Annotated in this window: 25 protein-coding genes and 1 tRNA gene; 8 read left to right on the forward strand and 18 right to left on the reverse strand. The window is 70.4% G+C overall.

Annotated elements, in window-relative coordinates:
* Window positions 1-17: 17 nt before the first annotated feature.
* Entirely contained in the window at window positions 18-818 is an 801-nt protein-coding gene (locus ACIQCZ_RS20190; protein WP_402283823.1) for a hypothetical protein, read from the reverse strand.
* 333 nt (window positions 819-1,151) lie between these two features.
* On the opposite strand from ACIQCZ_RS20190, the gene ACIQCZ_RS20195 reads away from it, so the two are divergent.
* The gene (locus tag ACIQCZ_RS20195; protein WP_402283825.1) at window positions 1,152-1,826 is read left to right on the forward strand and encodes a DUF4232 domain-containing protein; all 675 of its coding nucleotides are present in this window, start codon (window positions 1,152-1,154) and stop codon (window positions 1,824-1,826) included.
* Window positions 1,827-1,924: 98 nt separating this feature from the next.
* On the opposite strand, the gene ACIQCZ_RS20200 is transcribed toward ACIQCZ_RS20195, so the two are convergent.
* A complete protein-coding gene (locus tag ACIQCZ_RS20200) occupies window positions 1,925-2,779 on the reverse strand; it encodes a class I SAM-dependent methyltransferase (RefSeq protein WP_402283827.1) in 855 nt (284 codons plus the stop codon).
* Window positions 2,780-2,841: 62 nt separating this feature from the next.
* Here ACIQCZ_RS20200 and ACIQCZ_RS20205 point away from each other — a divergent pair, with 62 nt between their 5' ends.
* From ACIQCZ_RS20205 to ACIQCZ_RS20215, 3 genes are all read left to right on the forward strand, one after another.
* Window positions 2,842-3,477: a TetR/AcrR family transcriptional regulator gene (locus ACIQCZ_RS20205; protein ID WP_402283829.1), complete on the forward strand. Its 636-nt coding sequence runs from the start codon at window positions 2,842-2,844 to the stop codon at window positions 3,475-3,477.
* A gap of 311 nt (window positions 3,478-3,788) precedes the next feature.
* The gene (locus ACIQCZ_RS20210) at window positions 3,789-4,682 is read left to right on the forward strand and encodes a helix-turn-helix domain-containing protein (RefSeq protein ID WP_402283831.1); all 894 of its coding nucleotides are present in this window, start codon (window positions 3,789-3,791) and stop codon (window positions 4,680-4,682) included.
* Window positions 4,679-5,488, forward strand: a complete 810-nt coding sequence (locus ACIQCZ_RS20215) for a helix-turn-helix domain-containing protein (RefSeq protein ID WP_402283833.1) — start codon at window positions 4,679-4,681, stop codon at window positions 5,486-5,488. The genes ACIQCZ_RS20210 and ACIQCZ_RS20215 overlap by 4 nt, the downstream gene beginning before the upstream one ends.
* Before the next feature lie 213 nt (window positions 5,489-5,701).
* Here the strand turns inward: ACIQCZ_RS20215 and ACIQCZ_RS20220 are convergent, their stop codons facing one another.
* From ACIQCZ_RS20220 to ACIQCZ_RS20240, 5 genes are all read right to left on the reverse strand, one after another.
* Window positions 5,702-6,148, reverse strand: a complete 447-nt coding sequence (locus tag ACIQCZ_RS20220; RefSeq protein WP_402283834.1) for a peptidoglycan-binding domain-containing protein — start codon at window positions 6,146-6,148, stop codon at window positions 5,702-5,704.
* 553 nt (window positions 6,149-6,701) lie between these two features.
* Window positions 6,702-6,950 (reverse strand): hypothetical protein, encoded by a 249-nt coding sequence (locus ACIQCZ_RS20225; RefSeq protein WP_402283835.1) that lies wholly within the window; start codon window positions 6,948-6,950, stop codon window positions 6,702-6,704.
* Between the two features lie 84 nt (window positions 6,951-7,034).
* Window positions 7,035-7,928 (reverse strand): SDR family oxidoreductase, encoded by an 894-nt coding sequence (locus ACIQCZ_RS20230; protein ID WP_376287002.1) that lies wholly within the window; start codon window positions 7,926-7,928, stop codon window positions 7,035-7,037.
* Window positions 7,925-8,881: an alpha/beta fold hydrolase gene (locus ACIQCZ_RS20235; RefSeq protein WP_402283836.1), complete on the reverse strand. Its 957-nt coding sequence runs from the start codon at window positions 8,879-8,881 to the stop codon at window positions 7,925-7,927. The genes ACIQCZ_RS20230 and ACIQCZ_RS20235 overlap by 4 nt, the downstream gene beginning before the upstream one ends.
* Window positions 8,878-10,416 (reverse strand): flavin-containing monooxygenase, encoded by a 1,539-nt coding sequence (locus ACIQCZ_RS20240; protein WP_402283838.1) that lies wholly within the window; start codon window positions 10,414-10,416, stop codon window positions 8,878-8,880. The genes ACIQCZ_RS20235 and ACIQCZ_RS20240 overlap by 4 nt, the downstream gene beginning before the upstream one ends.
* 166 nt (window positions 10,417-10,582) lie before the next feature.
* On the opposite strand from ACIQCZ_RS20240, the gene ACIQCZ_RS20245 reads away from it, so the two are divergent.
* Window positions 10,583-11,233, forward strand: coding sequence for a MerR family transcriptional regulator (locus ACIQCZ_RS20245; protein WP_402284178.1), 651 nt, complete (start codon window positions 10,583-10,585; stop codon window positions 11,231-11,233).
* Window positions 11,234-11,297: 64 nt separating this feature from the next.
* Here the strand turns inward: ACIQCZ_RS20245 and ACIQCZ_RS20250 are convergent, their stop codons facing one another.
* Entirely contained in the window at window positions 11,298-12,113 is an 816-nt protein-coding gene (locus tag ACIQCZ_RS20250) for an exodeoxyribonuclease III (protein WP_351076067.1), read from the reverse strand.
* 50 nt (window positions 12,114-12,163) lie between these two features.
* On the opposite strand from ACIQCZ_RS20250, the gene ACIQCZ_RS20255 reads away from it, so the two are divergent.
* Entirely contained in the window at window positions 12,164-12,643 is a 480-nt protein-coding gene (locus ACIQCZ_RS20255) for a GNAT family N-acetyltransferase (RefSeq protein WP_402283840.1), read from the forward strand.
* A gap of 214 nt (window positions 12,644-12,857) precedes the next feature.
* Here ACIQCZ_RS20255 and ACIQCZ_RS20260 read toward each other — a convergent pair whose 3' ends face one another.
* Entirely contained in the window at window positions 12,858-13,655 is a 798-nt protein-coding gene (locus ACIQCZ_RS20260) for an SAM-dependent methyltransferase (protein ID WP_402283841.1), read from the reverse strand.
* Window positions 13,656-13,841: 186 nt separating this feature from the next.
* Window positions 13,842-14,438, reverse strand: coding sequence for a helix-turn-helix domain-containing protein (locus ACIQCZ_RS20265; protein WP_402283843.1), 597 nt, complete (start codon window positions 14,436-14,438; stop codon window positions 13,842-13,844).
* A gap of 120 nt (window positions 14,439-14,558) precedes the next feature.
* Here ACIQCZ_RS20265 and ACIQCZ_RS20270 point away from each other — a divergent pair, with 120 nt between their 5' ends.
* Complete coding sequence (locus tag ACIQCZ_RS20270; protein ID WP_402283845.1) at window positions 14,559-14,927, forward strand: hypothetical protein; 369 nt, start codon at window positions 14,559-14,561, stop codon at window positions 14,925-14,927.
* A 103-nt stretch (window positions 14,928-15,030) separates the two neighbouring features.
* Here ACIQCZ_RS20270 and ACIQCZ_RS20275 read toward each other — a convergent pair.
* The 7 genes from ACIQCZ_RS20275 to galU form a co-directional block, all read right to left on the reverse strand.
* A tRNA-Ala gene (locus ACIQCZ_RS20275) sits at window positions 15,031-15,104 on the reverse strand.
* 97 nt (window positions 15,105-15,201) lie between these two features.
* Window positions 15,202-16,326, reverse strand: a complete 1,125-nt coding sequence (gene glpR, locus ACIQCZ_RS20280) for a gephyrin-like molybdotransferase receptor GlpR (RefSeq protein ID WP_402283847.1) — start codon at window positions 16,324-16,326, stop codon at window positions 15,202-15,204.
* A gap of 158 nt (window positions 16,327-16,484) precedes the next feature.
* On the reverse strand, window positions 16,485-17,096 hold the full coding sequence (locus tag ACIQCZ_RS20285) for a GNAT family N-acetyltransferase (RefSeq protein WP_402283849.1): 612 nt from the start codon (window positions 17,094-17,096) through the stop codon (window positions 16,485-16,487).
* A 17-nt stretch (window positions 17,097-17,113) separates the two neighbouring features.
* Complete coding sequence (locus ACIQCZ_RS20290; RefSeq protein ID WP_351076141.1) at window positions 17,114-17,614, reverse strand: MogA/MoaB family molybdenum cofactor biosynthesis protein; 501 nt, start codon at window positions 17,612-17,614, stop codon at window positions 17,114-17,116.
* Window positions 17,615-17,676: 62 nt separating this feature from the next.
* On the reverse strand, window positions 17,677-18,177 hold the full coding sequence (gene moaC / locus ACIQCZ_RS20295; protein ID WP_402283850.1) for a cyclic pyranopterin monophosphate synthase MoaC: 501 nt from the start codon (window positions 18,175-18,177) through the stop codon (window positions 17,677-17,679).
* A gap of 124 nt (window positions 18,178-18,301) precedes the next feature.
* A complete protein-coding gene (glp, locus tag ACIQCZ_RS20300; RefSeq protein ID WP_402283852.1) occupies window positions 18,302-19,639 on the reverse strand; it encodes a gephyrin-like molybdotransferase Glp in 1,338 nt (445 codons plus the stop codon).
* A complete protein-coding gene (gene galU, locus ACIQCZ_RS20305) occupies window positions 19,620-20,522 on the reverse strand; it encodes a UTP--glucose-1-phosphate uridylyltransferase GalU (RefSeq protein WP_402283854.1) in 903 nt (300 codons plus the stop codon). The genes glp and galU overlap by 20 nt, the downstream gene beginning before the upstream one ends.
* A gap of 106 nt (window positions 20,523-20,628) precedes the next feature.
* On the opposite strand from galU, the gene ACIQCZ_RS20310 reads away from it, so the two are divergent.
* Window positions 20,629-21,216 carry a 5-formyltetrahydrofolate cyclo-ligase gene (locus ACIQCZ_RS20310; protein ID WP_402283855.1) on the forward strand — a complete coding sequence of 196 codons (588 nt, stop codon included), beginning with the start codon at window positions 20,629-20,631 and terminating at the stop codon, window positions 21,214-21,216.
* Here ACIQCZ_RS20310 and ACIQCZ_RS20315 read toward each other — a convergent pair.
* Complete coding sequence (locus ACIQCZ_RS20315; protein WP_402283857.1) at window positions 21,206-23,956, reverse strand: penicillin acylase family protein; 2,751 nt, start codon at window positions 23,954-23,956, stop codon at window positions 21,206-21,208. The two genes, ACIQCZ_RS20310 and ACIQCZ_RS20315, sit on opposite strands and share 11 nt — an antisense overlap.
* Window positions 23,957-24,143 lie beyond the last annotated feature (187 nt).

Genomic DNA, 24,143 nt, shown 5'->3' on the forward strand with positions numbered 1-24,143 from the left:
CGGGATGAAGGAGACCGTCACTTGACGTCGACGTAGTCGCCGGCCGCGGTCGCGCCGCCGGTCGTGTCCGTCTCACCGAAGGTCCAGCGCCAGTAGCCGTCGACGGAGGCGGTGACCGTGGTCTTCAGGGAGCCGGTCGAGCTCGCCTTCACGATCTTGACCGTGTTGTACGTGCTGGTACCGGCCTTGCGGAACTGGAGCTTGGCCGCCTTGCCACCGAAGCCGGTGTAACTGTGCTTCACCCAGTCCGCGCGGGTGATCTTGCCGGTGACGGTGAGCTTGCCGCCCTTGGCGACGGGCTCGGGCGAGGCGTCGACGGTGACCTTCGCCGCACGCTTGACCCGCACGGTGGGCGAGAGAGGCAGGAACTCCTCGCTCTTGAGCCCGCCCTTCGAGTTCCAGATGCGCACCCAGACGGCGCTCTTCCAGGTCGTGGCGTCGTTGTTCGAGTCGAGGGTGTATCGCGGGTCGATGTACAGGTGCCCCTCGCAGTCGGCGGCCACGGAGCCGTCCTGACAGGCGGTGAGCCCCATGTAGATGGCCCCGCGCTCCGAGGCCTTGGCGGGGGTGGTGTCGTGGTAGAGGAACAGGGAGGTGTTCACGTCGGACTGCTTGAGGCCGGACGGCCACGACACGTGGTACGTGAATGTGGGGGTGACCTCTGCGGACGTACCCACGATGATGGACTTGCCCTTGTTCAGGACCAGGTTCGACACCTTGACGCCGGTGTCCGCCGCCTGCGCGGACGGCGCGGTGAATGCCCCCAGAGCGAGCGTTCCCGCGACCACGACCGCGAAGCCGGATCTGCCTGCGCGCATGCGCAACCTCTTGTTGGTGAGGGACCGGTATGAGTCCGGTAAAGGAAGAATGGATCGCCGCAGATTAACAGCCCCCGAACGGGGTCCGGTTCGAGAGGGCCGGGCTCGAACCGCGGGCCCGACAGCCTCGTGACGAGCGGAGCCGAGACGGATGACCTGCTCGGGGTCGAGCCCGGGTTTTCCACTTCGTGATCATGTCACCGGTCTGCGACAGCGTTGTCCTGAGACGAAGACGCCGGGCCCTTTCGCCCCGCAGCCCCCTCATAGTGGTCGAGCAAGCAGCGAGAAGCCGGAACCACTTCGGCCTCGAACAATGATCACCAAGGGGATTTCATGTCCGGCAACCGTCGCAAGGCCTTCCTCGTCTCCGCAGCCGTCGTGGGCGGCGCCCTGCTGATGACGGCGTGCCAGGACACGGACACGACCACCGACACCGGCGCCGCGCAGGGCTCTTCGTCCGCCGCTTCGACCGCCCCGTCCGCCTCGTCGGCCGCGGGCAGCGGTCAGGGCACGGACAAGGGCTCCGACGCGACGACGGGCAAGGGAAACGGAACCAAGGACGGGGCCGGTTCCGGCGCCGACACCGGAAACGGCAAGCGCGAGCCGGTCGGGCAGGTCTGCGGCGCCAACGACATCTCCTGGAGCACCAAGTCCGAGACCCAGGGCGGTGGATACATCCTGGTGATCGCGAAGGCGAAGTCGGGTATCACCTGTGTCCTGCCGGCCGCGCTGCCGACCGTGGCGTTCGGTTCCGACGGCACCCAGGCGGGTCCTGCGGAGCAGTCCGTGGGCCCGCAGATCACGCTGAGCGGGAGCACCACCGCCTACGCCGGGGTGAACCCGAAGACCGCCGGCGGAAACGGCGGCAAGGAACTGGACAGCATCATCGTCGCCGTCGGTGACAACGACCCCGACCCGGTTTCCCTCCAGGTCGGCACCATTACGGTCGACGACCCGATCGTCACCAACTGGCACACCTCCCCGGCGGACGCCGTTCCCTTCGACTGAGCGGCCCCGCAGCGGCGGACGGCCGTCTGCGGGGCGCGCGGAGCCGCCTTCGGCGCTCCGGCGTCAGGCCCCCTGCTGATCACATCTGGAACAATGCGTCACTTGCTCGACGGGACGCGCTCACGAGTCGCTGTGACGATCCAGACCGCACCGGGGATGCAGACACCGTCCGCGGTCTCGAACTCCGCGAGCGCGTCGCGCACTTCGGCGCGGACACGGGTGATGGTTCCCGGGTCGACATCGCGCAGGTTGTGGCGGGTCGGGCCCATGGAGAAGAGGAAGTCGACGGCTTCGTCCGCGTGGGCGCCGAAGGTCATGGGCGCCTCGACCGGAGCCACCTCGATGTCGGCGAACCCGCCGGCGGCGAGCACTTGTCGGAAGCGCGCGGGGTCGAGGAGCGACCCCATACCCCTGGAAGCGGGGGATGCCTCGCGCAGGAACGGTGAGAGCGCGGCGGTCGCACGGGCGTAAGCGCTGTCCGGGCCCGCGGGCTGCGGGCCGAGGAACGCGAGCCGGCCGGTCGGCACGAGCGCACGTCCGAGATGGGTGAAGGCTGCGATGTGGTCGGCGAAGAACATGACACCACCACGGCTGATGAGGACATCGAACCCGCGGTCGGCGAACGGATGCACCTGTGCGTCGCCCTGCTCGAAGGTGACGTTGTCAAGGCCTTCCGCGGCTGCGTCACGGCGGGCGCGTTCCAGCATCGGCGCGGACAGGTCGATTCCCACGACGCGCCCGTTGTACGCCCGTTGCCCCGCAAGGCGCGTCGTCTGGCCGGTGCCGCAGCCGACGTCGAGGACCCGGTCCTGGGCCTCGATGCCCGCGGCGGCGAACAGGGGCGCGTCGAACGCGCCCATCATCCCGTTGTAGCGCTCGGGGTGCTCGGCCCAGTGGATGCCCTCCCAGTCGTTCCATGCCTCTGCCTGCTGCCGGTTGGCGATGGTGCGCACGGCACATCCTCCCCTGACTAGAGTCGACCTCTAGAGTTCAACTCTAGATATAGACTCCAGTCATGCGCGAGGGCAAGGGGAAGCAGGGCAACAAGGCCCAGGAAACGCGGCGACGGATCATCGAGGCAGCCGGCGCGCTCTTCGTCGAGCAGGGCTACGGGGCGACCAAGCTGCAGGAGATCGCCGACCGGGCAGGCGTGGCGGTGCAGACGATCTACTTCGTCTTTCGGAACAAGTCCTCGCTGCTCAAGGAACTTGTCGACGTCGCGATCGCGGGCGACGACGAACCCGTGCCGACGATGGATCGGCCCTGGTTCGCGAAGGTCATGACCGCGCCTGCCGCCGAGTCCGCACTGGCCGCATTGGTCGCCGGCACCCGCGGAACACTCGAACGCGTCGCGGCCATCGACGAGATGGTCCGCGCCGCGACAGCGACCAACCCGGAGATCCGGGAATTGTGGCCGGATCAGTCGGACCCGCGGTACACAGTGATCTCTACTGCCGCGAAGTCCCTGACGGAGAAGCCGGGCGCCCGCCCCGACATCCCCGCCGACGAGGCGGCGGACATCACCTACGCCGTCCTCAGCCCGGAGCTCTTCCTGCTCCTCACCCGCGACCGCGCGTGGCCACCGGCCAAGTGGGAGCAATGGGCGTACCGCACCCTCAGCTCTCAACTGTTGGTCACCAACGGGCTCTGATCAACTCGCCCCTTGAGGGCAGCATGGTCCGCAGTCGGTCGGCGCCGGACCCCCGCCCCCCTTCGCGCGGGCCGACGGCAGCAGACCTGACCCGGGTTCGGCAACGACTCCGATGCGCCAACTTTCGTACGGCCGCAGCCGGGGCCGACCCGGGCCGGTGTGGGACGTTCCACGCCCTGACCTGCTGAGGCGCGTCGTTGTGGGGTGCGACCACAGAACGGGGACCGTGGCCGACACGCCACGCCTTCTCCTGCCCGGCCACGATGCCGCACTATTTATGGCAACTGCCCGAATGCATCGGGGGAATTCGCATGCCGCGATGGAAAGAGCTGCCCGCAGAGACATCCAACAGTGAACGCCAACTGCTCGTCCAGTTGCGCAGGTTGAAGGATCACAGCGATCTGAGCCTGGCCGCCCTCGCGAGCCGGACCAGTTACAGCCGTTCCTCGTGGGAGCGGTACCTGAACGGGAAGAAGCCCGTGCCGCGCAAGGCCGTCGAGGAGCTGGCCCGGGTCTGCGGCACGGAGCCGACGCGGCTCATCGTGCTGTACGACGTCGCCGAACGGGCCCGCGCCAAGGCGCCCGTACCCGGGCGGGCGGACGAACCGTCGTCACCCACGAGGCCCGCGCAGCCCTCCTCGCCTGCTCAGGACCAGGAGCAGGGACAGGAACAGGGGCGGGAGCAGACTCCGGACCAGGACCAGGACCAGGACCAGGACCAGGAGTCGGCGTCGGCGTCGGCGTCGGCCTCGACCTCGGCCTCGGCGTCGGTACGACCAGGCCGCACGGTGCCGCTGGGGTGGACGCTCGCCGCCGTGGCCCTGGCCGTCGCCGTGGCCTTCGGGGCCGGGGTGCTGACGGCACGGGGCTGGGACGACGAAGCCCCGGCGGAGAAGACCGGTCCCGTGGCGGTCGGAGCGGGGTATCTGCGCGGCCAGACCTACAAGTGCGCGGTACGGCGGCAGGACGGTGAGCTGCGGGCGGGGCACAGTGACACCCGCGAGATGCTCCTCGACATCAACAGCACCGGTTTCGACGTGGTGGAGGCCCAGTGCCTGCTGCGTGAGCAGGGTTTCAGCCCCGGCGTCTTCGACGGACTGTACGACGAGCGGACCAAGGGTGCCGCCAAGAAATTCCAGCAGGCGCACCACCTGGTCGTCGACGGCATCATCGGCCCGGACACCTGGAGGGAGCTGCGCAGATGACGGCCTCCACCGCGGGCGGTCAACTGGCGGAGGAACTCCGGGGCATCAGGGAACGGTCGGGTCTGAGCCTGGCCGCGCTGGCGGCCCGTACCCCGTACAGCAAGTCGTCCTGGGAGCGGTACCTGAACGGGAAGAAGCCCGCACCGCGCCAGGCGGTCGAGGCGCTGTGCGCGCTCACCGGGACGCCACCCGGCAGGCTGCTGGCGTTCTGGGAGCTGGCGGACGCGGAATGGAGCGGCCGGGCACGGCCCGTGTCCGCGCCGAGGGAGCCGGAGACGCCGGACCGCCCCGCTCCCTCCCCCGTCCCGCCCGCCGCCGCTGCCCGCGCGGGCGTGCGGTGGTGGGCGGTCGCCGCGGCCGTCGCCGGGGTGGTGGCGGCCTGCCTGGCCGTACTCGCGTTCACCGGCGGGAGCCCGGACGAGCAGGCGCGCACCGGCACGGAGCCGCCCGTACGCAACGTCGGCTGCAGGGGCGACAGTTGCGAGGGCAAGAGCCCCGTGGCCATGGGCTGCGGCGCGGCCGGGATGATCACCACCCTGGCCACTCACACCGCCTCCGGCGGACGGCGCCTGGAACTCCGCCATGCCGAGCTCTGCCACGCCGTGTGGGTCCGGGCCACCGGCCTGGTGCCGGGCGACCGGGTCGAGCTGTCGTTGCCGGCCGGGCGCACGCAGTCGGTCACGGCCGAAGGAAGTCTCGACGCCGGGCGGTATCTGGCGACCCCGATGGCCTCCGGCGACAACCGGACCAGCACCAGGATCTGCCTGGACGTTCCGGGCAGACGCCGCGAGTGCTTCACCGGCTGAACCCGGACCACCGGCATGCGCGTCGGCGTGCGGGCGCTCGGTTCGGTGGGGGCTGCGGCCCCTGCTCGCCCCGGACGCGGTCGCCCTCGGACCGACGGCATCCGGAGGACGACGGGCCGAGGGCGTCCCGCGCCGCCGCGCGGACCGTACGCACCGGAGGTGGTGCAGCCTGCCCTCCGGTGCGTACGACGGGTCCACCGCGACGGGCTCGGCTCAGAGCGAGTCGCAGGACCGCGCGAACGCGGCCTTGGTCGCCGATCCGGCGATTCCATCGATCTTGCCCTTGTAGCCCCAGTACTTCTTGAGGAAGCGCTGCAGCGCCTTCACCGTGCCGCTCCCGACCTGCCCGTCGATCTTGCCGGTGTAGCCCCAGGAGCTCTTGAGCCAGCGCTGCATCGCCTTCCAGCTGTCGGTGCCGAGCTGCCCGTCGATCTTGCCCTTGTAGCCCCAGTTGGCCTTCAGCTGGCGCTGGAGCTTCTTGGCCTGCGTCGCGTTGAGGCCGAGGTTGACCACCGCGAGCGGGGCGACGGCCTCGGAACTCACTGCCGGCTTCGTGGTCTGCCCGGACGCCGCGAAGCTGGTACCCGCAGCCGCCACGCCTCCGCCGGCGATCGCAAGGGCGGTGGTGACACCGACGAACGTCCTCGTCAAGGTTCGCATTCTCTTTGCCTTCCCCCTAGTTGGATCCGACCGCGTCGGCCGGTTCGCCAACAAGACTGCGGGGCGGGGAGCGAGAGCTGCCAGAAGTACCGGAGAAGTGACGCACTCAGGGGACGTCCCACGCGCTGACCTGCCAGGACGCCGTCCGCGGTGACGTTGTGGCGGGACGGTGGGACGCGGGGCGGCGGGACGGCGGGACGGCGAGACGGGGGGATGTCGGGAAGGCGGGACGACAGGAAGGCGGGAAGGCGGGAAGGCGGGACGGCGGGACGCCGGGAAGGCGGGACGGCGTACCCGCCGAGTGCGGATGCCCGACCCGTCCCGCGGGCAGCGGCGGGCGGGCCGCCGTCGTGCCGCGCGCCGTCGTGCCGCGCGCCGTCGTGCCGCGCGGCGAACACCGACCCGAGCGGCCTGGCGCACCGGGCCGGGAGCCGGCCTACGGCCGTCGCCCGGGGGCGGTCCCCCGAAAGCCCTGATCCATGCCACACGCAAGGGGCGCGCCCGGTATCCGGGCGCGCCCCTCACTCAGACAACGCGCAGCGTCGCGAAGGCGTCAGCGGTCGAAGCGCTCGCGGGCGTCGTCCGTCCCCTGCTGGGCCCTCTCGCGGCCCTGCTGGGCCCGGTCGCGGCCCTGCTGGGCGCGGTCACGGCCCTGCTGCGACGTCTTCGAGGTCCGGCCGGACGGGTCCTGCATCCGCTCCCGGCCCGTGCCCGTGCCCGTGCCCTTGCCCTCGTTCGCCTTGTGCTTCGCCTGGTCGGCGAGCTCCTGCGCCTTGTCCTTGAACTGGTCTGCGATACCCATGCTGTTCACTCCTAGTGGTGCGTGGGGGACGGTCCGTAAGGACCTCGACCAGAGTTACACGCCCCGGCATGCATCGCATTTCGATCACTTACGCTGCGTGCGCACCGCCCGTGCGTCCTGGTCAGCGGCCCCTCCGGCACCGACGAGCGCCTTGCTCACACCCTCCAGCCGCGACCCGAACCGTTGCATCTCGCGCTGGCCGACGACCCCGATCACCGACGGGAGGTAGCCCCGTACGGACTGCATCCCGCGCAGCCACCACTGTGCGTACACATGCGCGGAGCGCCGTTCGATGCCGGCCACGATCCGGTCGACCGCCGGTCCCAGCGGGTACGTACGGTTCGACGGCCAGGGCAGCCGCTGCCGCAGCTCCCGCATCACGTCGTCCTGGTCGGCGCCCCGCACCATGTCCGTGTCGGTCCAGGACAGGTATCCGACCCCGACCTTCACCCCCCGGTAGCCGACCTCGGCCCGCAGGCTGTGTGCGAACGCCTCCACGCCGGACTTGGACGCGCAGTAAGCGGTCATCATCGGCGCCGGTGTCATCGCCGCGAGCGAGGCGATCTGCAGGAAGTACCCACGGCTCTCCATGAGCACCGGCAGGAACGCCCGCCCCGTCACCGCGCCACCGATCAGATTGACCTCGATGACCCGCCGCCACGCCTCCGGGTCCGAGTCGAGGAACGGTCCGCCCGCCGCGACCCCGGCGTTGGCGACGACGACGTCGACCTTCCCGAACCGCTCCTTGACCTCTTCGGCGACGCGCGCCATCGCCGCGTGGTCGGTGACGTCCGCGAACCAGTGGTCGCTCTCCGAGTGAAGCCGCTCGGAGACCTTCTTCAGCTCGTCCGGCTCCAGGCCGACCAGTGCGAGCCTGGCGCCGCGCGCCGAGAGCTTGCGGGCCAGCAGTTCGCCCACACCACGCGCCGCGCCCGTGACGACGACGACCTGTCCTTCCAGAATCCGCCTGTCGCTCATGCGACATCCTCCCTCTCGGCCGTACCGTCCACACCGTCCGCGCCGACCTCACCCACCGGGAGGTACGCGGCGACGAGTTCCCGGAGCTTCGCCGTGACCGCCTCCGGCGCCTCCACCGGTGTCATGTGGCCCATGCCCGCCAGTTCGGTGAGCCCCAGGCAGTCGGGCAGCGCCGCCGCGATGGCACGGGCGTGCACGGGCGGCGTCAGCCGGTCCTCCGTACCCGCGATCACCGCCGTGGGCACCCGCAACTCCCTCACCCCCGCGTCGAGATCGAGCTCCGCGAGGACATGCCCCCAGGCGACCCTGGCCGCCCGCGGGCACGCATGCACGATCCGGGCACAGGTCTCGACCCGGTCGGGGGCCGAACCCGCCCCCATCGTGCCGTACTTGAGTATCCGCCTGGAGACCGGTGTGACCGGTCCGAGCGGGGCGCGCGACCCGAGGAGCGCGCGGGTCATCCTGGTCCGGACGGCGCCGGCCCGCAACGGCACCACCCGTGACTCGGCTGTCAGCCGCGAACTGCCGGTGCTGCACAGCAGTACGGCCGCCGCGTGCTCGCGCAGTCCGGCCCGCCGCGCGGCGGCCATCATCGTCATGCCGCCCATGGAGTGCCCGGCGAGCACGGCCTTCTCACCCGGTCCGAGCGTGGCGGCCAGCACCGCTTCGAGGTCGTCGGCGAGGGCGTCCGTGCTGTACCCCTCGCGGCCCGGAGCGGGCGAACGGCCGTGGCCCCGCTGGTCGTAGACGACGACCCGGTGGTCCACCGCCAGGTCCCGGACCTGCGCGGCCCAGAAGCGGGTGCTGCAGGTCCAGCCGTGCGACAGGACCACCGCGGGGGCGCCTTCCCGCCCGTGCACCTCGACATGGATGCGCGCGCCGTCGGCGGAGAGGGCGGTCAGTTCGCGCACGGGGGTGGGCGGAGCGTCGTCCCGCCGCAGCAGCCGGCTCATCGCACGACCTCCTCGGCGACGGCCTTCACCGTGGCGGGCTCCCCGGGCGCGGCGGCCTTCTTCGGGGTCCTGACGACCTCGTACTCCGTGAGGTCGACCTGCCGGGTCACCTTGCGGAGCTCGGTGGTGGTGCCCGGCCAGACCGTGGTGTTGCGCCCGTTGGCGTCCAGGTACCAGCTGTCACAGCCGCCGACGTTCCACACCGTGCGCTTCATCCGCTCCTGGACGCGCCGGTTCCAGGCCCCGACCGCCGAGGGGCGCGCGTCGAGTGCGACGCGACCGCCCAGGACGTTCAACTGGCGCAGGTAGTCGGCCATGTAGTTCAGCTGGGACTCGATCACGAGGATCATCGAGGAGTTCCCTAGTCCCGTGTTGGGGCCGATGATCGTCATCCAGTTGGGGAAGCCGGACACGCTCGCGCCGCGCAGCGCCTGCATGCCGTCCTTCCAGGACTCGGCGAGCGTGATGCCTTCCGCGCCCACCACCCGCTCGGCGATGGGCATGTCGGTCACATGGAAGCCGGTGCCGAAGATGATCGCGTCGACTTCGGTCTCCGTGCCGTCGGCGGCGACGACCGTGGAGCCGCGCACCTCGGCCAGGCCGGAGGCGACCACATCGACATTGGGCCGGGCGAGCGCCGGGTAGTAGGTGCTGGAGAGCAGGATGCGTTTGCAGCCGATGCGGTAGGAAGGGGTCAACTTGGCCCGCAGCGCAGGGTCCTTGATGGACCGCGCCATGTTGGACTTGGCTATCGACTCGATCACGCCCAGCTCGTTGGGGCGCTTGGTGAAGGCGCTGACCTGCAGCTCCCTGATGCCCCAGAGCAGTCCGCGGCGCGCGGTGCCGGTGAAGGGGAGCGTGCGGTGCAGCCAGCGCTCGGCGCCGCTGATCCTCCGGTCCATGCGCGGCATGACCCAGGGCGGGGTGCGCTGGAAGAGCGTCAGCCTGCCTGCCTTCGGCTGGATCGCGGGCACGATCTGGATGGCGGAGGCGCCGGTGCCTATCATCGCGACGCGCTTGCCGGTCAGGTCGTAGTCGTGGTCCCAGCGGGCCGAGTGGAAGACCTTGCCGGGGAAGCTGTCGAGTCCGGGGATGTCGGGCGTCTTCGGGTCGGAGAGCGGCCCGGTCGCGGAGACGACCACATCGGCGGTGAAGGTGGCCCCGTTGCCGGTCTCGATGACCCAGTGGAGCGCGTCGCGGTCCCAGCTCATCAGCAGCACTTCATGGCCCAGCCTGAGGTGCGGACGCAGCCCGAAGGTGTCCGCCACGTGCTCCAGGTAGGCGCGGATGTGCTCCTGCCCGGAGAAGGTGCGCGGCCACTCGGGGTTGGGGGCGAACGAGAACGAATAGAGGTGGGACGGCACGTCGCAGGCGCAGCCCGGATAGCTGTTGTCGCGCCAGGTGCCGCCGACGGAGCCGGCCCGTTCCAGGACGACGAAGTCCGTTATGCCTTCGCGGCGCAGCCGGACCGCGGCCCCGAGGCCCCCGAATCCGGATCCGATCACCGCCACTCGTACGTGCTCGTGCTGGGCCATGCTGCCCCTCCCGCGGTACGTCACACGACTCTGCCAGCAATCACTGGCATTGTTGGGAGAGTAGACGAGCTCCGTACCGATGGGTAGGGGGCGACAAGGGAAAGTTACCGGCGGTACAACATAGGGTGCGGGTGTGGCTGACGGACGCGAGCACCGTGAATACCGGATGGAGGAGCTGGCCAGGGAGGCCGGCATCCCCGTGCGGACCGTGCGCTTCTACCGGGAGCGCGGGCTGATCTCGCCGCCTCGCCGCGAGGGGCGCATCGCCTGGTACGACGACCACCACCTGGCGCGGCTGCGCACCATCGCGGGCCTGCTGGAACGCGGCCACACGCTCACCGGCATCGCCGATCTCGCCCGCACCTTCGAGAGCGGTCGCGATGTCGCCGAAGTACTGGGCCTGGGCGAGCCGACCGAGGAGACCCCGGTCCGCCTCACCCCCGAACAGCTCGCGGACTACTTCGAGGGCGAGGTCACCCCGGAGAATCTGGCCGCCGCGCTCGACCTCGGCTACCTGGCCGCCGACGGCGACGAGATCGTCCACATCAGCCGCCGCCTGCTGGAGGTGTCGGCGGAGCTGGTCCGGGAGGGGATACCGCTCGCCACGGTGCTCTCGGCCGGCCGCCAGGTCCGCGAGCACGCGGACGCGCTCGCCGAGCTGTTCGTCGGCATTCTCCGGGCGCACGGCGACGAGGCCGAGCCGCCGCAGCTGCGTCCCCTGGCCCGCGCGGTGGTGGACGCCGAGCTCTCCATGGCGCTGGACCGGCGTCTGCGCCGCGAGGACCCGGACCCCCCGTCGCGGGAACGCGCGTCCTGACCCGAGCCCCCGGGCCTCCCGCCCCCGTCGACTCCCCCGGGCCCCGGCCCGCGCCCCCGCGGGTCTACAGCTCGTAGACCACCGTCACCGGCGCATGGTCGCTCCACCGCTCACCGTGCGTCGCGGCCCGCTCGACCCAGCCCTTCACCGCACGGGCGGCCAGCCCCGGCGTCGCCACCTGGTAGTCGATCCGCCAGCCCGTGTCGTTGTCGAAGGCCCGCCCCCGGTAGGACCACCACGAGTACGGCCCCTCCTCCTCCGGACGCAACGCCCGTACGACATCGACGTACTCGGCCTCGTCGAAGACCCGGGTCAGCCACTCCCGCTCCTCGGGGAGGAAGCCGGAGCTCTTCTTGTTGGCCTTCCAGTTCTTCAGGTCGGCCTCCCGGTGGGCGATGTTCCAGTCGCCGCAGACCACCACCTCGCGGCCATCGGCCGCCGCGCGCTTCCTGAGGCCCTGCAGGTACGGGAGGAACGCGGCCATGAAACGTTCCTTCTCCTCCTGCTTCTCCGTGCCGACCTCGCCGGACGGCAGATACAGGCTCGCGACCGTGACACCGGGCAGATCGACCTCGACGTACCGCCCGCTCGCGTCGAACTCCTCGCTCCCGGCGTCCCCGAAGCCACCGAACCCGATCTGCACACGCTCGGGCGCACGCCGCGTGTACAGGGAGACACCCGCCCGCCCCTTGGCGGCGGCCGGTGCGTGCACGGTGTGCCAGCCCTCCGGTTCACGCACCTCGGCGGGCAGTTGCTGCGGCTCGGCCCGCACCTCCTGCAGGCAGATCACATCGGCTTCGGTCCCGGCCAGCCACTCGACGAAGCCCTTCTTGGCGGCGGCGCGGAGCCCGTTTACATTGACGGAGGTCACAGTGAGCATTACGGCACGATACCGGCACCAATGCACCGCATACCTGTACCATGTTTCGCATGATTATCCACCCTCGGCCCTTCGATCACGCCGATGCCGTCAAACTCAACGACCAGGTGCAGCTCGAATACGCCGAGCGGTACGGCGACGAGGGCGATGTCACACCGCTCGCCCCGTCGATGTTCGACCCGCCGAACGGCCTGTACCTCCTCGCCTACGACGCGCAGGGACGCCCGGTCGCCACCGGTGGCTGGCGCTCCCAGGAACGCAACGCCGAGGGATACTCCGACGGCGACGCCGAGATCAAGCGGATGTTCGTGATCCCCGAGGGCCGCGGCAACGGGCTGGCGCGCCGCATCCTGGCCGCGCTGGAGGCCGACGCACGGGCGGCCGGCCGGACCCGCATGGTGCTGGAGACCGGGGACAAGCAGCCCGAGGCCATCGCGCTGTACAGGTCCAGCGGCTACACCCCGTGCGAGAAGTTCGGCCACTACCGCACCTACGAGAGCAGCATCTGCTTCGCGAAGCCGCTGCGCTGACGGGCCCCGGCACCCGTCGGCCCTCGGCGAGCAGCGTCCGGGCGAAGGAGGACCAGCCGTCCACGGTCGGCACCGGGCGCCGGCCCCGGACGGAAAAGGCGGCACGACGCTCCACCGCCCGTCGGGGGCGTCGACCGCGCCGCCCCGAACTCATCGGCCCCGGGCGTCACACCCGGGCTCGGCGCACCCGCCCCGAACTCATCGGCCCCGGGCGTCACACCCGGGCTCGGCGCACCCGCCCGACGCCCACGTAGAAACCGCTGCGCTCGACGAGGGGCGCAGGCCCCTCCCGGTACCACTGGGTGGCGTACACCAGCCCGGGTTCGACGAGGTCCAGGCCCTCGAAGAAGGGCTCGACCTCGCTCCGGGTCCGCATCCGCAGCGGGATCGCCCCCTTCCTGTACGCGGTCTCGGTCTCCTGCCGCAGCTCCGGATGCTGATCGGCCGTGCCGTGCGAGAGCACCAGGAAGCTGCCTTCGGGCAGTGCGTCGACCAAAGTGCGGGCGATGCCGTACGGGTCCTGGTCGTCGGGCAGGAAGTGCATGAGCGCGATGAGGGACAGCGCGATGGGCCGGCTGAAGTCCAGCAGCTCACGGGCGCGTTCGAGGATGGCCTGCGGCTCCCGCACATCCGCGTGGAGGTAGTCGGTGGCCCCCTCCGCGCTGCTGATCAGCAGCGCTTCCGCGTGCCGCAGAACGATCGGGTCGTTGTCCGCGTAGACGATCCGGGCGGCCGGGGTGATGGCCTGGACGACCTGATGCAGATTGGGTGCCGTGGGGATGCCGGTGCCGATGTCGAGGAACTGGTCGATCCCGCCCCGCGCCAGCCATGCGGAGGCCCGGTGCATGAAGGCCCGGTTCCGCGCCGCGTTGCCCCGCGCCTCCTCGGGCAGCGTCTCCCCCACCCGCTGGTCGACCGGATAGTTGTCCTTGCCGCCCAGGAGCCAGTCGTAGACGCGCGCGGGGTGGGGTTTGCTGGTGTCGATCTGGACCTTGGGTGTTCCGGCCGTCACAGGACGCTCCTCCGTACGGGACATCACGAACAGCTGAGCAGCCGGTCCGTCACGGGAACACCCCCGACAGGACCCACGGAAGCAGCCGAGCACCACCAGCGTAGACCGCCCCACCGACACGTCCCCGCGCCGGGCACCGAGCAACCACGCCTGAACACACAGCGGTTCGGCGCGACTCCCCTGCCGTCACGCCCCGTCGGCCGGGGGCAGCGCGTCTCGCCCGTCATCGGGCAGCACCACCAGGCGAACGGCCATCTGGCGCGAGCCCGGCGGGTGTTCACCGGGCGCGCTCGCGTACTTGTGCAGCAGCGCCTGGTACTCCTCGGCGAACGAGGCGACCTGTTCCTTCGTCATCCGCAGCCCGGCCCGGTAGATCTGGTTCCAGCCCGCCGAGGCGTCGTACCCGGCGTACGCCCGCACGACCAGATTCAGATCATGGGTCATCTTGAGCGCGCCGATCTTCACGGCGGCCTCGCGTTCGTCCGCCGTCATCTCCAGGCCGGGCGGCGTGAAGATGTTGGTCATGAGCGACTTCCACCAGCGCTCCCGCCCGGTGGAACGCTCCTCGATCTCCGCGATCAGCTTGAGGTCGGCGAGCTTGCGCAGGTGATAGCTGGTGGTACCGGTGGACTCACCGAGGGCCTTGGCGACGCCGGTGGAGTTCGCTTCGCCGTGTTCGCCGAGATAGCTCAGGATGTCGCGGCGCACCGGATTGGACAGCGCCTTGTAGAACGCCTTGAGGTCCGGGCCGGTGAGCACTCTCGTCTCGGGACGCTCGACCATGCTCGCCAGCATAGTGCAGAGATTCTCTGCAATCATTGCAGAGAATGTTTGCAGAGAATCTCTGCACTCGCTACGTTGGTCCGGGAGGCGCCATCGGGCGCCGGGGATCGCGGGGGCGAGATGCGAAGAGACCTGACCCGAAGGCTGTCGCCGGGAGCCGGGGCCATCACCGGGACGACCGTCGGGGCCGCAGCGGGAGCGACCCGGGCGGCATCCGCACCCGATTCCCTGGACGCCCGACTGCGGGACGAGATCGACGACCAGGTCGCAGAGGCCTTCGATGCCTACCTGTCCGACCGCCTGGCCGAACCCGGGCCGCTGCGCGCGTCCCTGACCGCGGGGCGCGGCGCCCGGGTGGTGCTGGGCACGGTCGCACTCGGCGCCCTCGCAACAGCGCTCGCGCCGCCCGGCGTTGCCGCCGTCTGCGGGATCTGGGGCGCGATCGCCGTGATCGACGTCACCTGGCTGTGGGCCGCCCGCCGTCACTGACGGTCCGTGAGGCCCCTTCCCCGCACGGACCCGTGCGGAAGGAAGTCCCGGAACGACGAGATCCCGCCCGATCTTTCGATCGGGCGGGATCTCGTGTGTGCGGTGGACCTGTGGGGATTTGAACCCCAGACCCCCTCGATGCGAACGAGGTGCGCTACCAGACTGCGCCACAGGCCCTTGCAACGAGTGAAACTCTAGCACCCTCACAGGGGTGCTCGGAAATCCGGTCCTTGCTGGTCAGCCGAGTCGGTGTCGCAGCGGGGCCCGAAGGCACTCACTCGTTGGCGGCACGGGGACGTTCCCCGTCCTCGTACTGGTCGAACAGCGGGGTCCGGCCACGGTCGCGGGTGCGCCGGGACTGGTTGGTCCGCTGGCGCGGCGCCGGGTCGACGGGGGGCGCCACGGGGTGCGAGGTGCCCGTCTGGGTGGGCTCGGCGGCGCTGGAGCGGGCCGCGCTCCAGGTCTCCGGGTTGCCCACCTCGACGCCGCCCGTGACGCGCGGGGCGACCGGGGCGGTGACGTACGTCGGCAGCGGGACCGGGACCGGCTCCCAGCTGTCGCCCTGGACCCGGCCGCGTTCGCGCTGCTGGTCGACCCATTCCGCGTGGTCCGTCTGCTCGACCAGGGCGCGGCGGCCGGCCTCCTGCGGGGAGACCGCGGGGGCGGGCTCGGGCTCGGGGTGGCGCGCTTCGGGCTCCTCGTCGGCCTCGGCGGGGGCCGCCGCGGCCGGCTGGTGCCTGCGGGGACGGTTCTCGCGCAGATGCTGCGCCGCCACCTCGGCCCGCCGCCGGTCCATGGTGAAGGCGAACCGGCGTCGCTCCTGCGAGCGCAGATGCACGATGTACGTGCTCAGCAGCACCGCCGGCACCGCGGGCGCCCAGAGGAAGCCGAGACCGCCCACCGCCGCGACGACCGCGCCGAGGGTGAAGGCGAGAAAGAGGACGACAGTGGTGCGCCGCCGGCGCGCGAGAACCTGGAGGCGCTGGGCGCGCCGGACACGCTCGGCGTCCGCCGCACCGGCACGCGGGCGCGCGCGCCGCGAAGGGCCGGGCCCGGAGCGCTCCCGGTCCGAGTGCTCGGGCGGGTGCGCCGGATCGTGCATCCGGGCTTCGGTGTGCGCCGGAGGCGCGGCGAAGGCCCGGACGTCCACGGAATCCAATCGATCCGTGACGACGTCCGGGTCGACGTCGGGCTCCGCCTCCTCGGCGATGCGTCCCCGCAACTCCTTGGCGTACCGGCGCTCCATGGCCGCCCGTCCGGACAGCAGCCGGATGGCGGTGCTGAAGCGTTCCGTCGGGCGGGCTTCATTGAGCTCGTCCTGCCTGCGGAGCCACATCGGCACCAAGTAGGCGGCCCAGGCCCCGACGATGACTGCGTAGATGAGGCCGCTGCTGCTCACGTCTCACACCGTAGAGGGGTTTGCACGGGGGCATCCGCCAATTGGCCCGGTGTGTCGCACGATCCGGCTGATTTCAAGGACTTTTTTTGTGATTGTTCAGATCGCCCGTGCGTGTTTGCGCGTTCGTTTGCGGCCATATGCCGACCAATATCGAACACTTATTTGATTTCCCGTGGAGTTCCGGGTCGTGCCTGGTGCCAGCGCCGCAGCAGCCCGTCGGGCACTTCCTCCGCGGTGAGCGCGTAGATGAGATGGTCCCGCCAGGCGCCGTCGATGTGGAGATAGCGCGGGCGCAGGCCCTCCTCACGGAATCCCAGTTTCTCGACGACCCGTCTGCTGGGCCTGTTCTCCGGCCGAATGCATACCTCGATGCGGTGCAGTCCGACCCTGGCGAAACAGTGGTCGACGGCGAGGGCGACCGCGGTCGGCATCACCCCGCGGCCCGCCACCTCCTGGTCGACCCAGTAGCCGATGTGGCCCGAGCACATCGAGCCCCAGGTGATCCCGGCGACCGTCAGCTGGCCGACCAGTCGGCCCTCGTACTCGATGGCGAAGGGCAGCATCCGGCCCGCATGGGCCTCGGAGCGCAGATGACGGACCATCTGACGATAGGTGGGGCGCTGGGCCACCGGACCGCCCGGGGCGGGCGGCGGCACGGTCGCCTCCCAGGGGCGCAGCCATTCACGGTTGCGCCGGTTGACCTCGCGCCACATGCGCTGGTCGCGCAGTTTCACCGGACGAAGAGTGACCTCGCCGTCGTTGAGGACCACCGGCCAGGTCGGGACGTTCAGCTCGGGCTCCCGGGTCGGGGGTGATCGCCGCCGCGCAACTGGTCGACGGCGTGCACAAGAAGACGTGCGAGGACGGCGAGGCCGTCGCGCACCCCGCCGGTGGAGCCCGGCAGGTTCACGATGAGCGTGCCGCCGGCGACGCCCGCGAGGCCTCGGGAGAGCGCGGCGGTGGGCACCTTGTCGCGGCCCTCGGCACGGATCGCCTCGGGGATGCCGGGGATCTCGTGGTCGAGGACGCGGCGGGTGACGTCGGGAGTGCGATCGGTGGGCGAGATGCCCGTGCCGCCGGTGGTGACGATGACGTCGTACCCGGCGGCAACCCCTTCGCGCAGCGCCTGTTCGACCGGGTCGCCGTCGGGCACGACCCGCGGCCCGTCGACGGTGAAGCCGAGCTGCGTGAGCGCCTCGGAGATCAGAGGGCCGCCCTTGTCCGCGTAGACCCCGGCAAAGGCCCGGTTCGACGCGGTGACGACGAGGGCGGCGTACGGGGCGGTCAGCGCGCCACCGAGCGGAGGCCCGGCGGGTCGCCCCTCACCGGACTGCCCGCTTCCGGGCGCCGTCACGCGTCCGCTCCGTCCGGTGCGGTGCGCCGGTAGTCGCCGGACTTGCCGCCCGACTTCGCCTCGACCCGTACGTCCGTGATGACCGCGGACTTGTCGACCGCCTTGATCATGTCGATCACGGTGAGCGCGGCGACCGAGACCGCCGTCAGGGCCTCCATCTCGACGCCGGTGCGGTCCGTGGTCTTCACCGTGGCCAGGATCTCCACCGCGTCGTCGGCGACGCCCAGGTCGACCTCGACGCCGGAGACGGCGAGCGGGTGGCAGAGCGGGATCAGGTCGGGGGTGCGCTTGGCCGCCATGATCCCGGCGATGCGCGCGGTGGCGAGGGCGTCGCCCTTCGGGACTCCCTCACCGCGGAGCAGCTCGACGACGCGGGGCGAGACGAGGACCCGGCCGCTGGCTCGGGCCACCCGCGCGGTGACGTCCTTCTCCGAGACGTCGACCATGCGGGCCGCGCCCGCCTCGTCGATGTGCGTCAGCCTGTTCTGCGTACTCAACTCACTCCGCCTCGCGGTAGGGCGCCGGTTGCCCGCTCGGCCCGCACCGGGGTGCGGCCCCGGGGCCCCGGGGGTGTCCCCGGGAAGGCACAGCGGCAGATACCGTACCGCCACCGCCCGGGGATCAGCGGAGCAGGATCACCTCGGTGTCCGTGCCGGGCTCGGCACAGGTGACGTCCTCGGGCAGCACGATCAGCGCGTCGGCCCGGGCGAGAGCCGCGATCAGATGCGATCCGGAACCGCCGACAGGGGTGACGGTGCCGGCCTCCGCGTCGTACGTGCCCCGCAGGAACTGCCGTCGGCCGGCCGGTGAGGACAGCGCCTTGTCGGTGTTCAGCGCGGCCCTGGCGGTGGGGCGGTTCACGTCCTGAAGCCCCATCAGGGTGCGGATCGCGGGCCGTACGAACAGCTCGAAGGAGACGTAACTGGAGACGGGATTGCCCGGCAGCGCCAGCAGTGGTGTGTGTTCGGGGCCGATCGAGCCGAAGCCCTGCGGCTTGCCCGGCTGCATGGCGAGCTTGCGGAAATCGATGCCGCTGCCGGGCTCGTCCTCGTCGCCCACCGACGACAGGGCTTCCTTGACGACGTCGTACGCCCCGACGCTGACCCCACCGGTGGTGACGACGATGTCGGCGCGGATCAACTGGTCCTCGATCGTGGCGCGGAGCGTATCCGCGTCGTCCGTGACGGCACCGACGCGGTAGGCGATCGCTCCGGCGTCCCGGGCGGCGGCCGTCAGGGCGAAGCTGTTGGAGTCGTAGATCTGGCCGCCGGCCAGCTCCTCGCCCGGCTGCACCAGTTCGCTGCCGGTGGAGATGACGACGACGCGCGGCCGGGGCCGCACCTTCACCGTGGAGCGGCCAATCGCGGCGAGCAGCCCAATCTGCGGGGGTCCGATCACCGATCCGGCGCTCAGGGCCAGATCGCCCGGCTTGACGTCGCTGCCGCGCGCCCTGACATGGGCACCGGCCTCGACGGGGCGGTGGACGCGGACCTCGCCGCCCGCGCCCTCGGGGGCGTCGCGGTGGGCACGCATGGTGTCGGCGGGGCCGCCGCCCGTACCGCCGTCGGTCCACTCGACCGGGATCACGGCCTCGGCACCGGCCGGCAGCGGGGCGCCGGTCATGATGCGGGCGGCCTCGCCCGGTTGGAGGCTCCGGTCGCCGGGCAGCCCGCCACTGCCCGCCGCGATGTCACCGATGACGGTGAGCACGGCGGGGAACTCCTCGTCGGCGCCCTCGACATCGGCGACACGGACCGCGTACCCGTCCATCGAGCTGTTGTCGAAGGGCGGCAGGGCGATCTCCACGACCACGTCCTCGACGAGGACGCAGCCCTGGGCGTCGTGCAGTTGCAGCTCGATGGGTTCGAGCGGTCGCACCGCGCCGAGAATGTCTTCCAGGTGCTCGTCCACCGACCAGATCGTGCTGCTGCTCAAAGTGCTACATCTCCTCGGTGACATAACTGCGGAGCCAGGCCCTGAAGTCCGGGCCCAGGTCTTCACGTTCGCACGCGAGTCTGACAATGGCACGGAGGTAGTCGCTCCGGTCGCCGGTGTCATAACGGCGCCCCTTGAAGACGACACCGTGCACGGGGCCGCCGATCTTCTCGTCCTCGGCGAGGAGCTGCAGGGCGTCGGTGAGCTGGATCTCGCCGCCGCGGCCGGGCTCGGTCTTGCGCAGTATGTCGAAGACGGCGGGGTCCAGGACATAGCGGCCGATGACGGCGAGGTTGCTGGGCGCCTCGGCCCTGTCGGGCTTCTCGACCAGGCCGGTGACGCGCACGACATCGCCCTCGGCGGTGGGCTCGAAGGCCGCGCAGCCGTACATGTGGATCTGCCCGGGATCGACCTCCATCAGCGCGACGACGCTGCCGCCCTCGCGCTCCTGGATCTCGACCATGCGGGCCAGCAGGGGGTCGCGCGGATCGATCAGGTCGTCGCCGAGGAGGACCGCGAACGGCTGGTCGCCCACGTGCGGTGCGGCACACAGCACGGCGTGGCCGAGGCCGCGCGGATCGCCCTGTCGGACGTAGTGCATGGTGGCCAGGTCGCTCGACTCCTGGACCTTCTGGAGCCGTTCGGCATCTCCCTTGCGGGTGAGCGCGGACTCCAGCTCGTAATTGCGGTCGAAGTGGTCCTCGAGGGGGCGCTTGTTGCGACCGGTGATCATCAGTACGTCGGAGAGACCGGCGGCCACCGCTTCCTCGACAACGTACTGGATCGCCGGCTTGTCGACGACAGGCAGCATCTCCTTCGGAGTGGCTTTGGTGGCCGGCAGGAAGCGGGTACCGAGCCCCGCAGCCGGAATGACAGCCTTGCTGATCCTGGTGTGCGACTGAGTCATGCGAGGAACGATATCCGGTGCGTATGGGCGGAAGGTGAGGTTCCGGTTAATTTTGTACACCTATACGCACATACGAGAGATTCAAGGGTGCCCATTGAACACCGACATGTCCCAAAAGGCGCTCCTCAGGCGTGAACTGCTCGCCGTACGGCGCCTTCTCAGCAGGGAAGACGTGGAAAACGCCGGGGTGGTTCTGTCCCGGGTCGCATTGGGTCTCCCGGAATTGTCCGGGGCCCGCACCGTCGCCGCGTACGTCTCGGTGGGGAGCGAGCCGGGCACGCGCGCCCTGCTGGACGCGCTCCGCGCGCGCGGCGTGCGGGTGCTGCTGCCGGTGCTCCTCCCGGACAACGACCTGGACTGGGCACCGTACGAAGGAGCCGCTCGTCTGGCCCCGGCCGGCCGCGGGCTGCTGGAGCCGGACGGGGAACGGCTCGGCCCGGACGCGGTTCTGGAGGCCGACGTGGTCCTGCTGCCGGGCCTCGCGGTGGACGCGCGCGGAATGCGGCTCGGCCGTGGCGGCGGCAGCTACGACCGGGTGCTGGCCCGGCTCGCCGCGGCGGGGGCGCATCCCGCGCTGATCGTCCTGCTGTACGAGAACGAGGTGGTCGCGCGGGTCCCTGAGGAACCGCACGACCACCCCGTCGACGCGGTGGTGACTCCGGCCATGACCCGCCGGACGGGCCCTACGGCTTGAGGGTCAGGGTGTCGGTCGTCGACTTCGTGACGGCGTTCGTCCCGAAGGACCAGTCGAGCAGTTCGCCCTTGACCCACTTGTCGGTCTGATCGGTGTAGTGCGCCGCGAACGCGTGCCCCGAGGCGCCGGTGAGGTTGATCCAGCGGGACTTGTCCCAGTCCCCCACGTTGACCACCATCCGCATCGACGGAACCCAGACGACGTCGTAGCCGCCGGCCGCGTTCCAGCCGGTGGCGTTCACCGCGGCCTCGCCGCCGCCGATGTTCCACGGGCCGCGGTTGAGGACACGCTGGAGCAGACCGGGGCCCTCGGTGCCGAGGGTCTGGTTCTTCAGGGTCAGCTGGTGCAGCCGGCCCCAGCTCCAGGTGGTGATGTCCTTGCCGAGCTTCGCGGTCAGCTCCCAGCGGGCGTCCGTCATGGCGCGGGCGAAGAGCTGGTCGCGGTTCTCGGTCGCCGTGTCCCGACCGCTCCTCGGCGACTTCCACCAGTCGCTGTTCGGGTCGTCCATCAGGTTGGCGACCACCTGGTACCAGCGGTCACCGCCGTCCGGCTGAGCCGTGTCCGCGTCGCGCCGGCCGCACTCGCGCACCAGCTTGCCCTGCTCGTCGACCGGGCCCGAGCTGTCGGCGCGGGGCACGTTGAGGCACTCGCCCTTGACCCGCATCTCCTTGGGCAGCTTGTTGCCGAAGGCCAGCTTGAGGATGTTGCGCCAGACCGCGTTGAAGTACGCGGCCGCGGCCGAGTCGGACTCCTGGGTGTAGTCCCAGCCCTCCAGGAGCTTCTGTGCCTCACGGACGCTCTTGTCCGAGATGTTGATCTTCATCAGCTCGGGCACCAGCAGCGCGGCGATCTCGCTGGTGTTGTCCATCTGCATCTTCTGCATGTCTTCGGTCGAGATCTTCCCGCCGCCCTTGATCTTCGACTGGATGAGGTCGTTGATCCGCTGGCTGCGGGTGCCATAACCCCAGTCCTTGGTGAGCAGGTGGGGATACTTCTCGTCGATGACGGGCTGGTTGGCGGTGACGATGTAGCCGCGCTTCGGGTTGTACTCGTAGGGCAGCTCGTAGAACGGGACCGGATCCTTCTTCCAGCCGTACTCCGAGGACCAGCCGGGGCTGGGCATCGTGCCGTCGCCCTGGAGGCGGACCGGGATCTTGCCGGGGGCCTGGTAGCCGATGTTGTTCTTGGTGTCGGCGTAGATCAGGTTCTGCGAGGGAACCTCGAAGTGCTCGGCCGCCGCTCGGAAGCTCTTGAAGTCCTTGGCCCGGTTGAGCTCGAAGACGGCGTCCATGGACTTGCCGGGGTCCAGCGCGGTCCACTTCAGCGCGACCGCGTACCCGTCGGCCCGGTCCGGAGCCGAGTTGCCGACGGGGGCCTTCTGCCCGACCGTCTCCAGTTCGCTGCTGCGATCGGAGACCAGCGGACCGTTGTTGGTCTCGCGGACGGTGATCGTCCGGCTCTTGCCCCCCGCGACCTTGATGGTCTCCTCGCGGGTGGTGAACGGCTTGATCTTGCCGTCGTACAGGTAGCCGTCGCCGGAGACCTTCTCCAGGAAGAGGTCCGTGACATCCGCGCCGAGGTTGGTGAAGCCCCATGCGATGTCCTGGTTGTGACCGATGATCACACCGGGCATCCCCGAGAAGGTGTAGCCCGCGGTGTCGTACTGGCACTTCGCCGAGATCTCGCGGCAGTGCAGCCCCATCTGGTACCAGAGCGAGGGCAGCTGGGGCGCCAGGTGCGGGTCGTTGGCGAGCAGCGGCTTTCCGGTCGTCGTGTACTGGCCGGAAACCACCCAGGAGTTGGAGCCGATGCCGTTGCCGTTCGGGCCGAGCAGCGCCGGGATCTGGTCGAGGGTGTCGGAGAGCGAGGCGAGCTGGGTGTTCACGCCTTCGGTGGCGCCCTGCACGGTGTCCGAGCCGAGGCCGGACGACGACGGCGTCGCGGCCGGGTCGAACTTCCCGGTGACCGAGGAGATCGCGCCCCCCTCGACGATCGGCTTGTGCTTCTTGTACGGGTAGGGCGGGTAGAGGTCCTCGATCTTCTTCGCGTCGAGCCTGCTGGTCATCAGCGAGCGGTCGATCTCGTCCTGCATGTTGCCGCGCAGGTCCCAGGCCATGGCCTTGAGCCAGGCGACCGAGTCGACCGGGGTCCACTCGTCCGGCTTGTAGTCGTTGGTGAGGCCGAGGGCGGCGTACTCGACGGAGATGTCCTTGCCGTCGCGCCCCTTGAGGTAGGCGTTCACGCCGTCCGCGTACGCCTGGAGGTTCTTCTTGGTGTCCGCGGACAGGACGTTGTCGTACTCCTCCTGAGCGACCTTGCGCCAGCCGAGCGTGCGCAGGAAGGAGTCCGTGTCGACCTGCCCGGAGCCGAACATCTCGGAGAGCCGGCCCGCCGTCATGTGACGGCGGACGTCCATCTCCCAGAAGCGGTCCTGCGCCTGCACGAAGCCCTGGGCGCGGAAGAGGTCGGCATCGGTGTCCGCGTACAGCTGCGGAATGCCGTAGCTGTCGCGTTTGACGTCGACGTTGCCGTCCAGGCCGTCGATCTTGATCGACCCGGTCGTCTGCGGGTACGAGGCCCGCACGGTTGATACGGACCAGAACGCGCCGTAACCGATACCCGCGACAAGCGCCAGCACCAGGACGATCACGATCAGGCGGGCACGTCGCCCCTTCTTCCTGCCGGTCTTCCCACCGGTGGAACCGGTGGTGCCGGAAGAGGCGGTTGTGTTGGCGGGCATCGCTGTCCTTCGAGGGGCAGGTGGTCCTGGGAGTGCAGGAGCAACCATAGGCGCAGCGCCGACGCGGCTCTGACGCGGCATCGACATGGTTCGAATTCCGAAGTGGTCGTACGAACGATCGAACGCGTCAAGAAAGCGTTAAAGATTAGGTAAGGTAACGAAGTACCGGCCGCCAACGGCCGATGCC

Source organism: Streptomyces sp. NPDC093149 (assembly GCF_044754145.1).
GTDB lineage: Bacteria > Actinomycetota > Actinomycetes > Streptomycetales > Streptomycetaceae > Streptomyces.

Bases quoted from the DNA above. Each gene is read 5' to 3' on its own strand.
- ACIQCZ_RS20210 (WP_402283831.1), top strand. From the start codon at position 3,789: ATGCCGCGATGGAAAGAGCTGCCCGCAGAGACATCCAACAGTGAACGC.
- ACIQCZ_RS20190 (WP_402283823.1), bottom strand. From the start codon at position 818: ATGCGCGCAGGCAGATCCGGCTTCGCGGTCGTGGTCGCGGGAACGCTC.
- ACIQCZ_RS20235 (WP_402283836.1), bottom strand. From the start codon at position 8,881: ATGAGCCGGCTGCTGCGGCGGGACGACGCTCCGCCCACCCCCGTGCGC.
- ACIQCZ_RS20310 (WP_402283855.1), top strand. From the start codon at position 20,629: ATGTCCCAAAAGGCGCTCCTCAGGCGTGAACTGCTCGCCGTACGGCGC.
- ACIQCZ_RS20225 (WP_402283835.1), bottom strand. From the start codon at position 6,950: ATGGGTATCGCAGACCAGTTCAAGGACAAGGCGCAGGAGCTCGCCGAC.
- ACIQCZ_RS20270 (WP_402283845.1), top strand. From the start codon at position 14,559: ATGCGAAGAGACCTGACCCGAAGGCTGTCGCCGGGAGCCGGGGCCATC.
- ACIQCZ_RS20265 (WP_402283843.1), bottom strand. From the start codon at position 14,438: ATGGTCGAGCGTCCCGAGACGAGAGTGCTCACCGGCCCGGACCTCAAG.
- ACIQCZ_RS20205 (WP_402283829.1), top strand. From the start codon at position 2,842: ATGCGCGAGGGCAAGGGGAAGCAGGGCAACAAGGCCCAGGAAACGCGG.
- ACIQCZ_RS20245 (WP_402284178.1), top strand. From the start codon at position 10,583: ATGGAGGAGCTGGCCAGGGAGGCCGGCATCCCCGTGCGGACCGTGCGC.
- ACIQCZ_RS20195 (WP_402283825.1), top strand. From the start codon at position 1,152: ATGTCCGGCAACCGTCGCAAGGCCTTCCTCGTCTCCGCAGCCGTCGTG.
- ACIQCZ_RS20250 (WP_351076067.1), bottom strand. From the start codon at position 12,113: ATGCTCACTGTGACCTCCGTCAATGTAAACGGGCTCCGCGCCGCCGCC.
- ACIQCZ_RS20220 (WP_402283834.1), bottom strand. From the start codon at position 6,148: ATGCGAACCTTGACGAGGACGTTCGTCGGTGTCACCACCGCCCTTGCG.
- ACIQCZ_RS20240 (WP_402283838.1), bottom strand. From the start codon at position 10,416: ATGGCCCAGCACGAGCACGTACGAGTGGCGGTGATCGGATCCGGATTC.
- ACIQCZ_RS20230 (WP_376287002.1), bottom strand. From the start codon at position 7,928: ATGAGCGACAGGCGGATTCTGGAAGGACAGGTCGTCGTCGTCACGGGC.
- galU (WP_402283854.1), bottom strand. From the start codon at position 20,522: ATGACTCAGTCGCACACCAGGATCAGCAAGGCTGTCATTCCGGCTGCG.
- ACIQCZ_RS20315 (WP_402283857.1), bottom strand. From the start codon at position 23,956: ATGCCCGCCAACACAACCGCCTCTTCCGGCACCACCGGTTCCACCGGT.
- glp (WP_402283852.1), bottom strand. From the start codon at position 19,639: ATGTCACCGAGGAGATGTAGCACTTTGAGCAGCAGCACGATCTGGTCG.
- ACIQCZ_RS20255 (WP_402283840.1), top strand. From the start codon at position 12,164: ATGATTATCCACCCTCGGCCCTTCGATCACGCCGATGCCGTCAAACTC.
- ACIQCZ_RS20215 (WP_402283833.1), top strand. From the start codon at position 4,679: ATGACGGCCTCCACCGCGGGCGGTCAACTGGCGGAGGAACTCCGGGGC.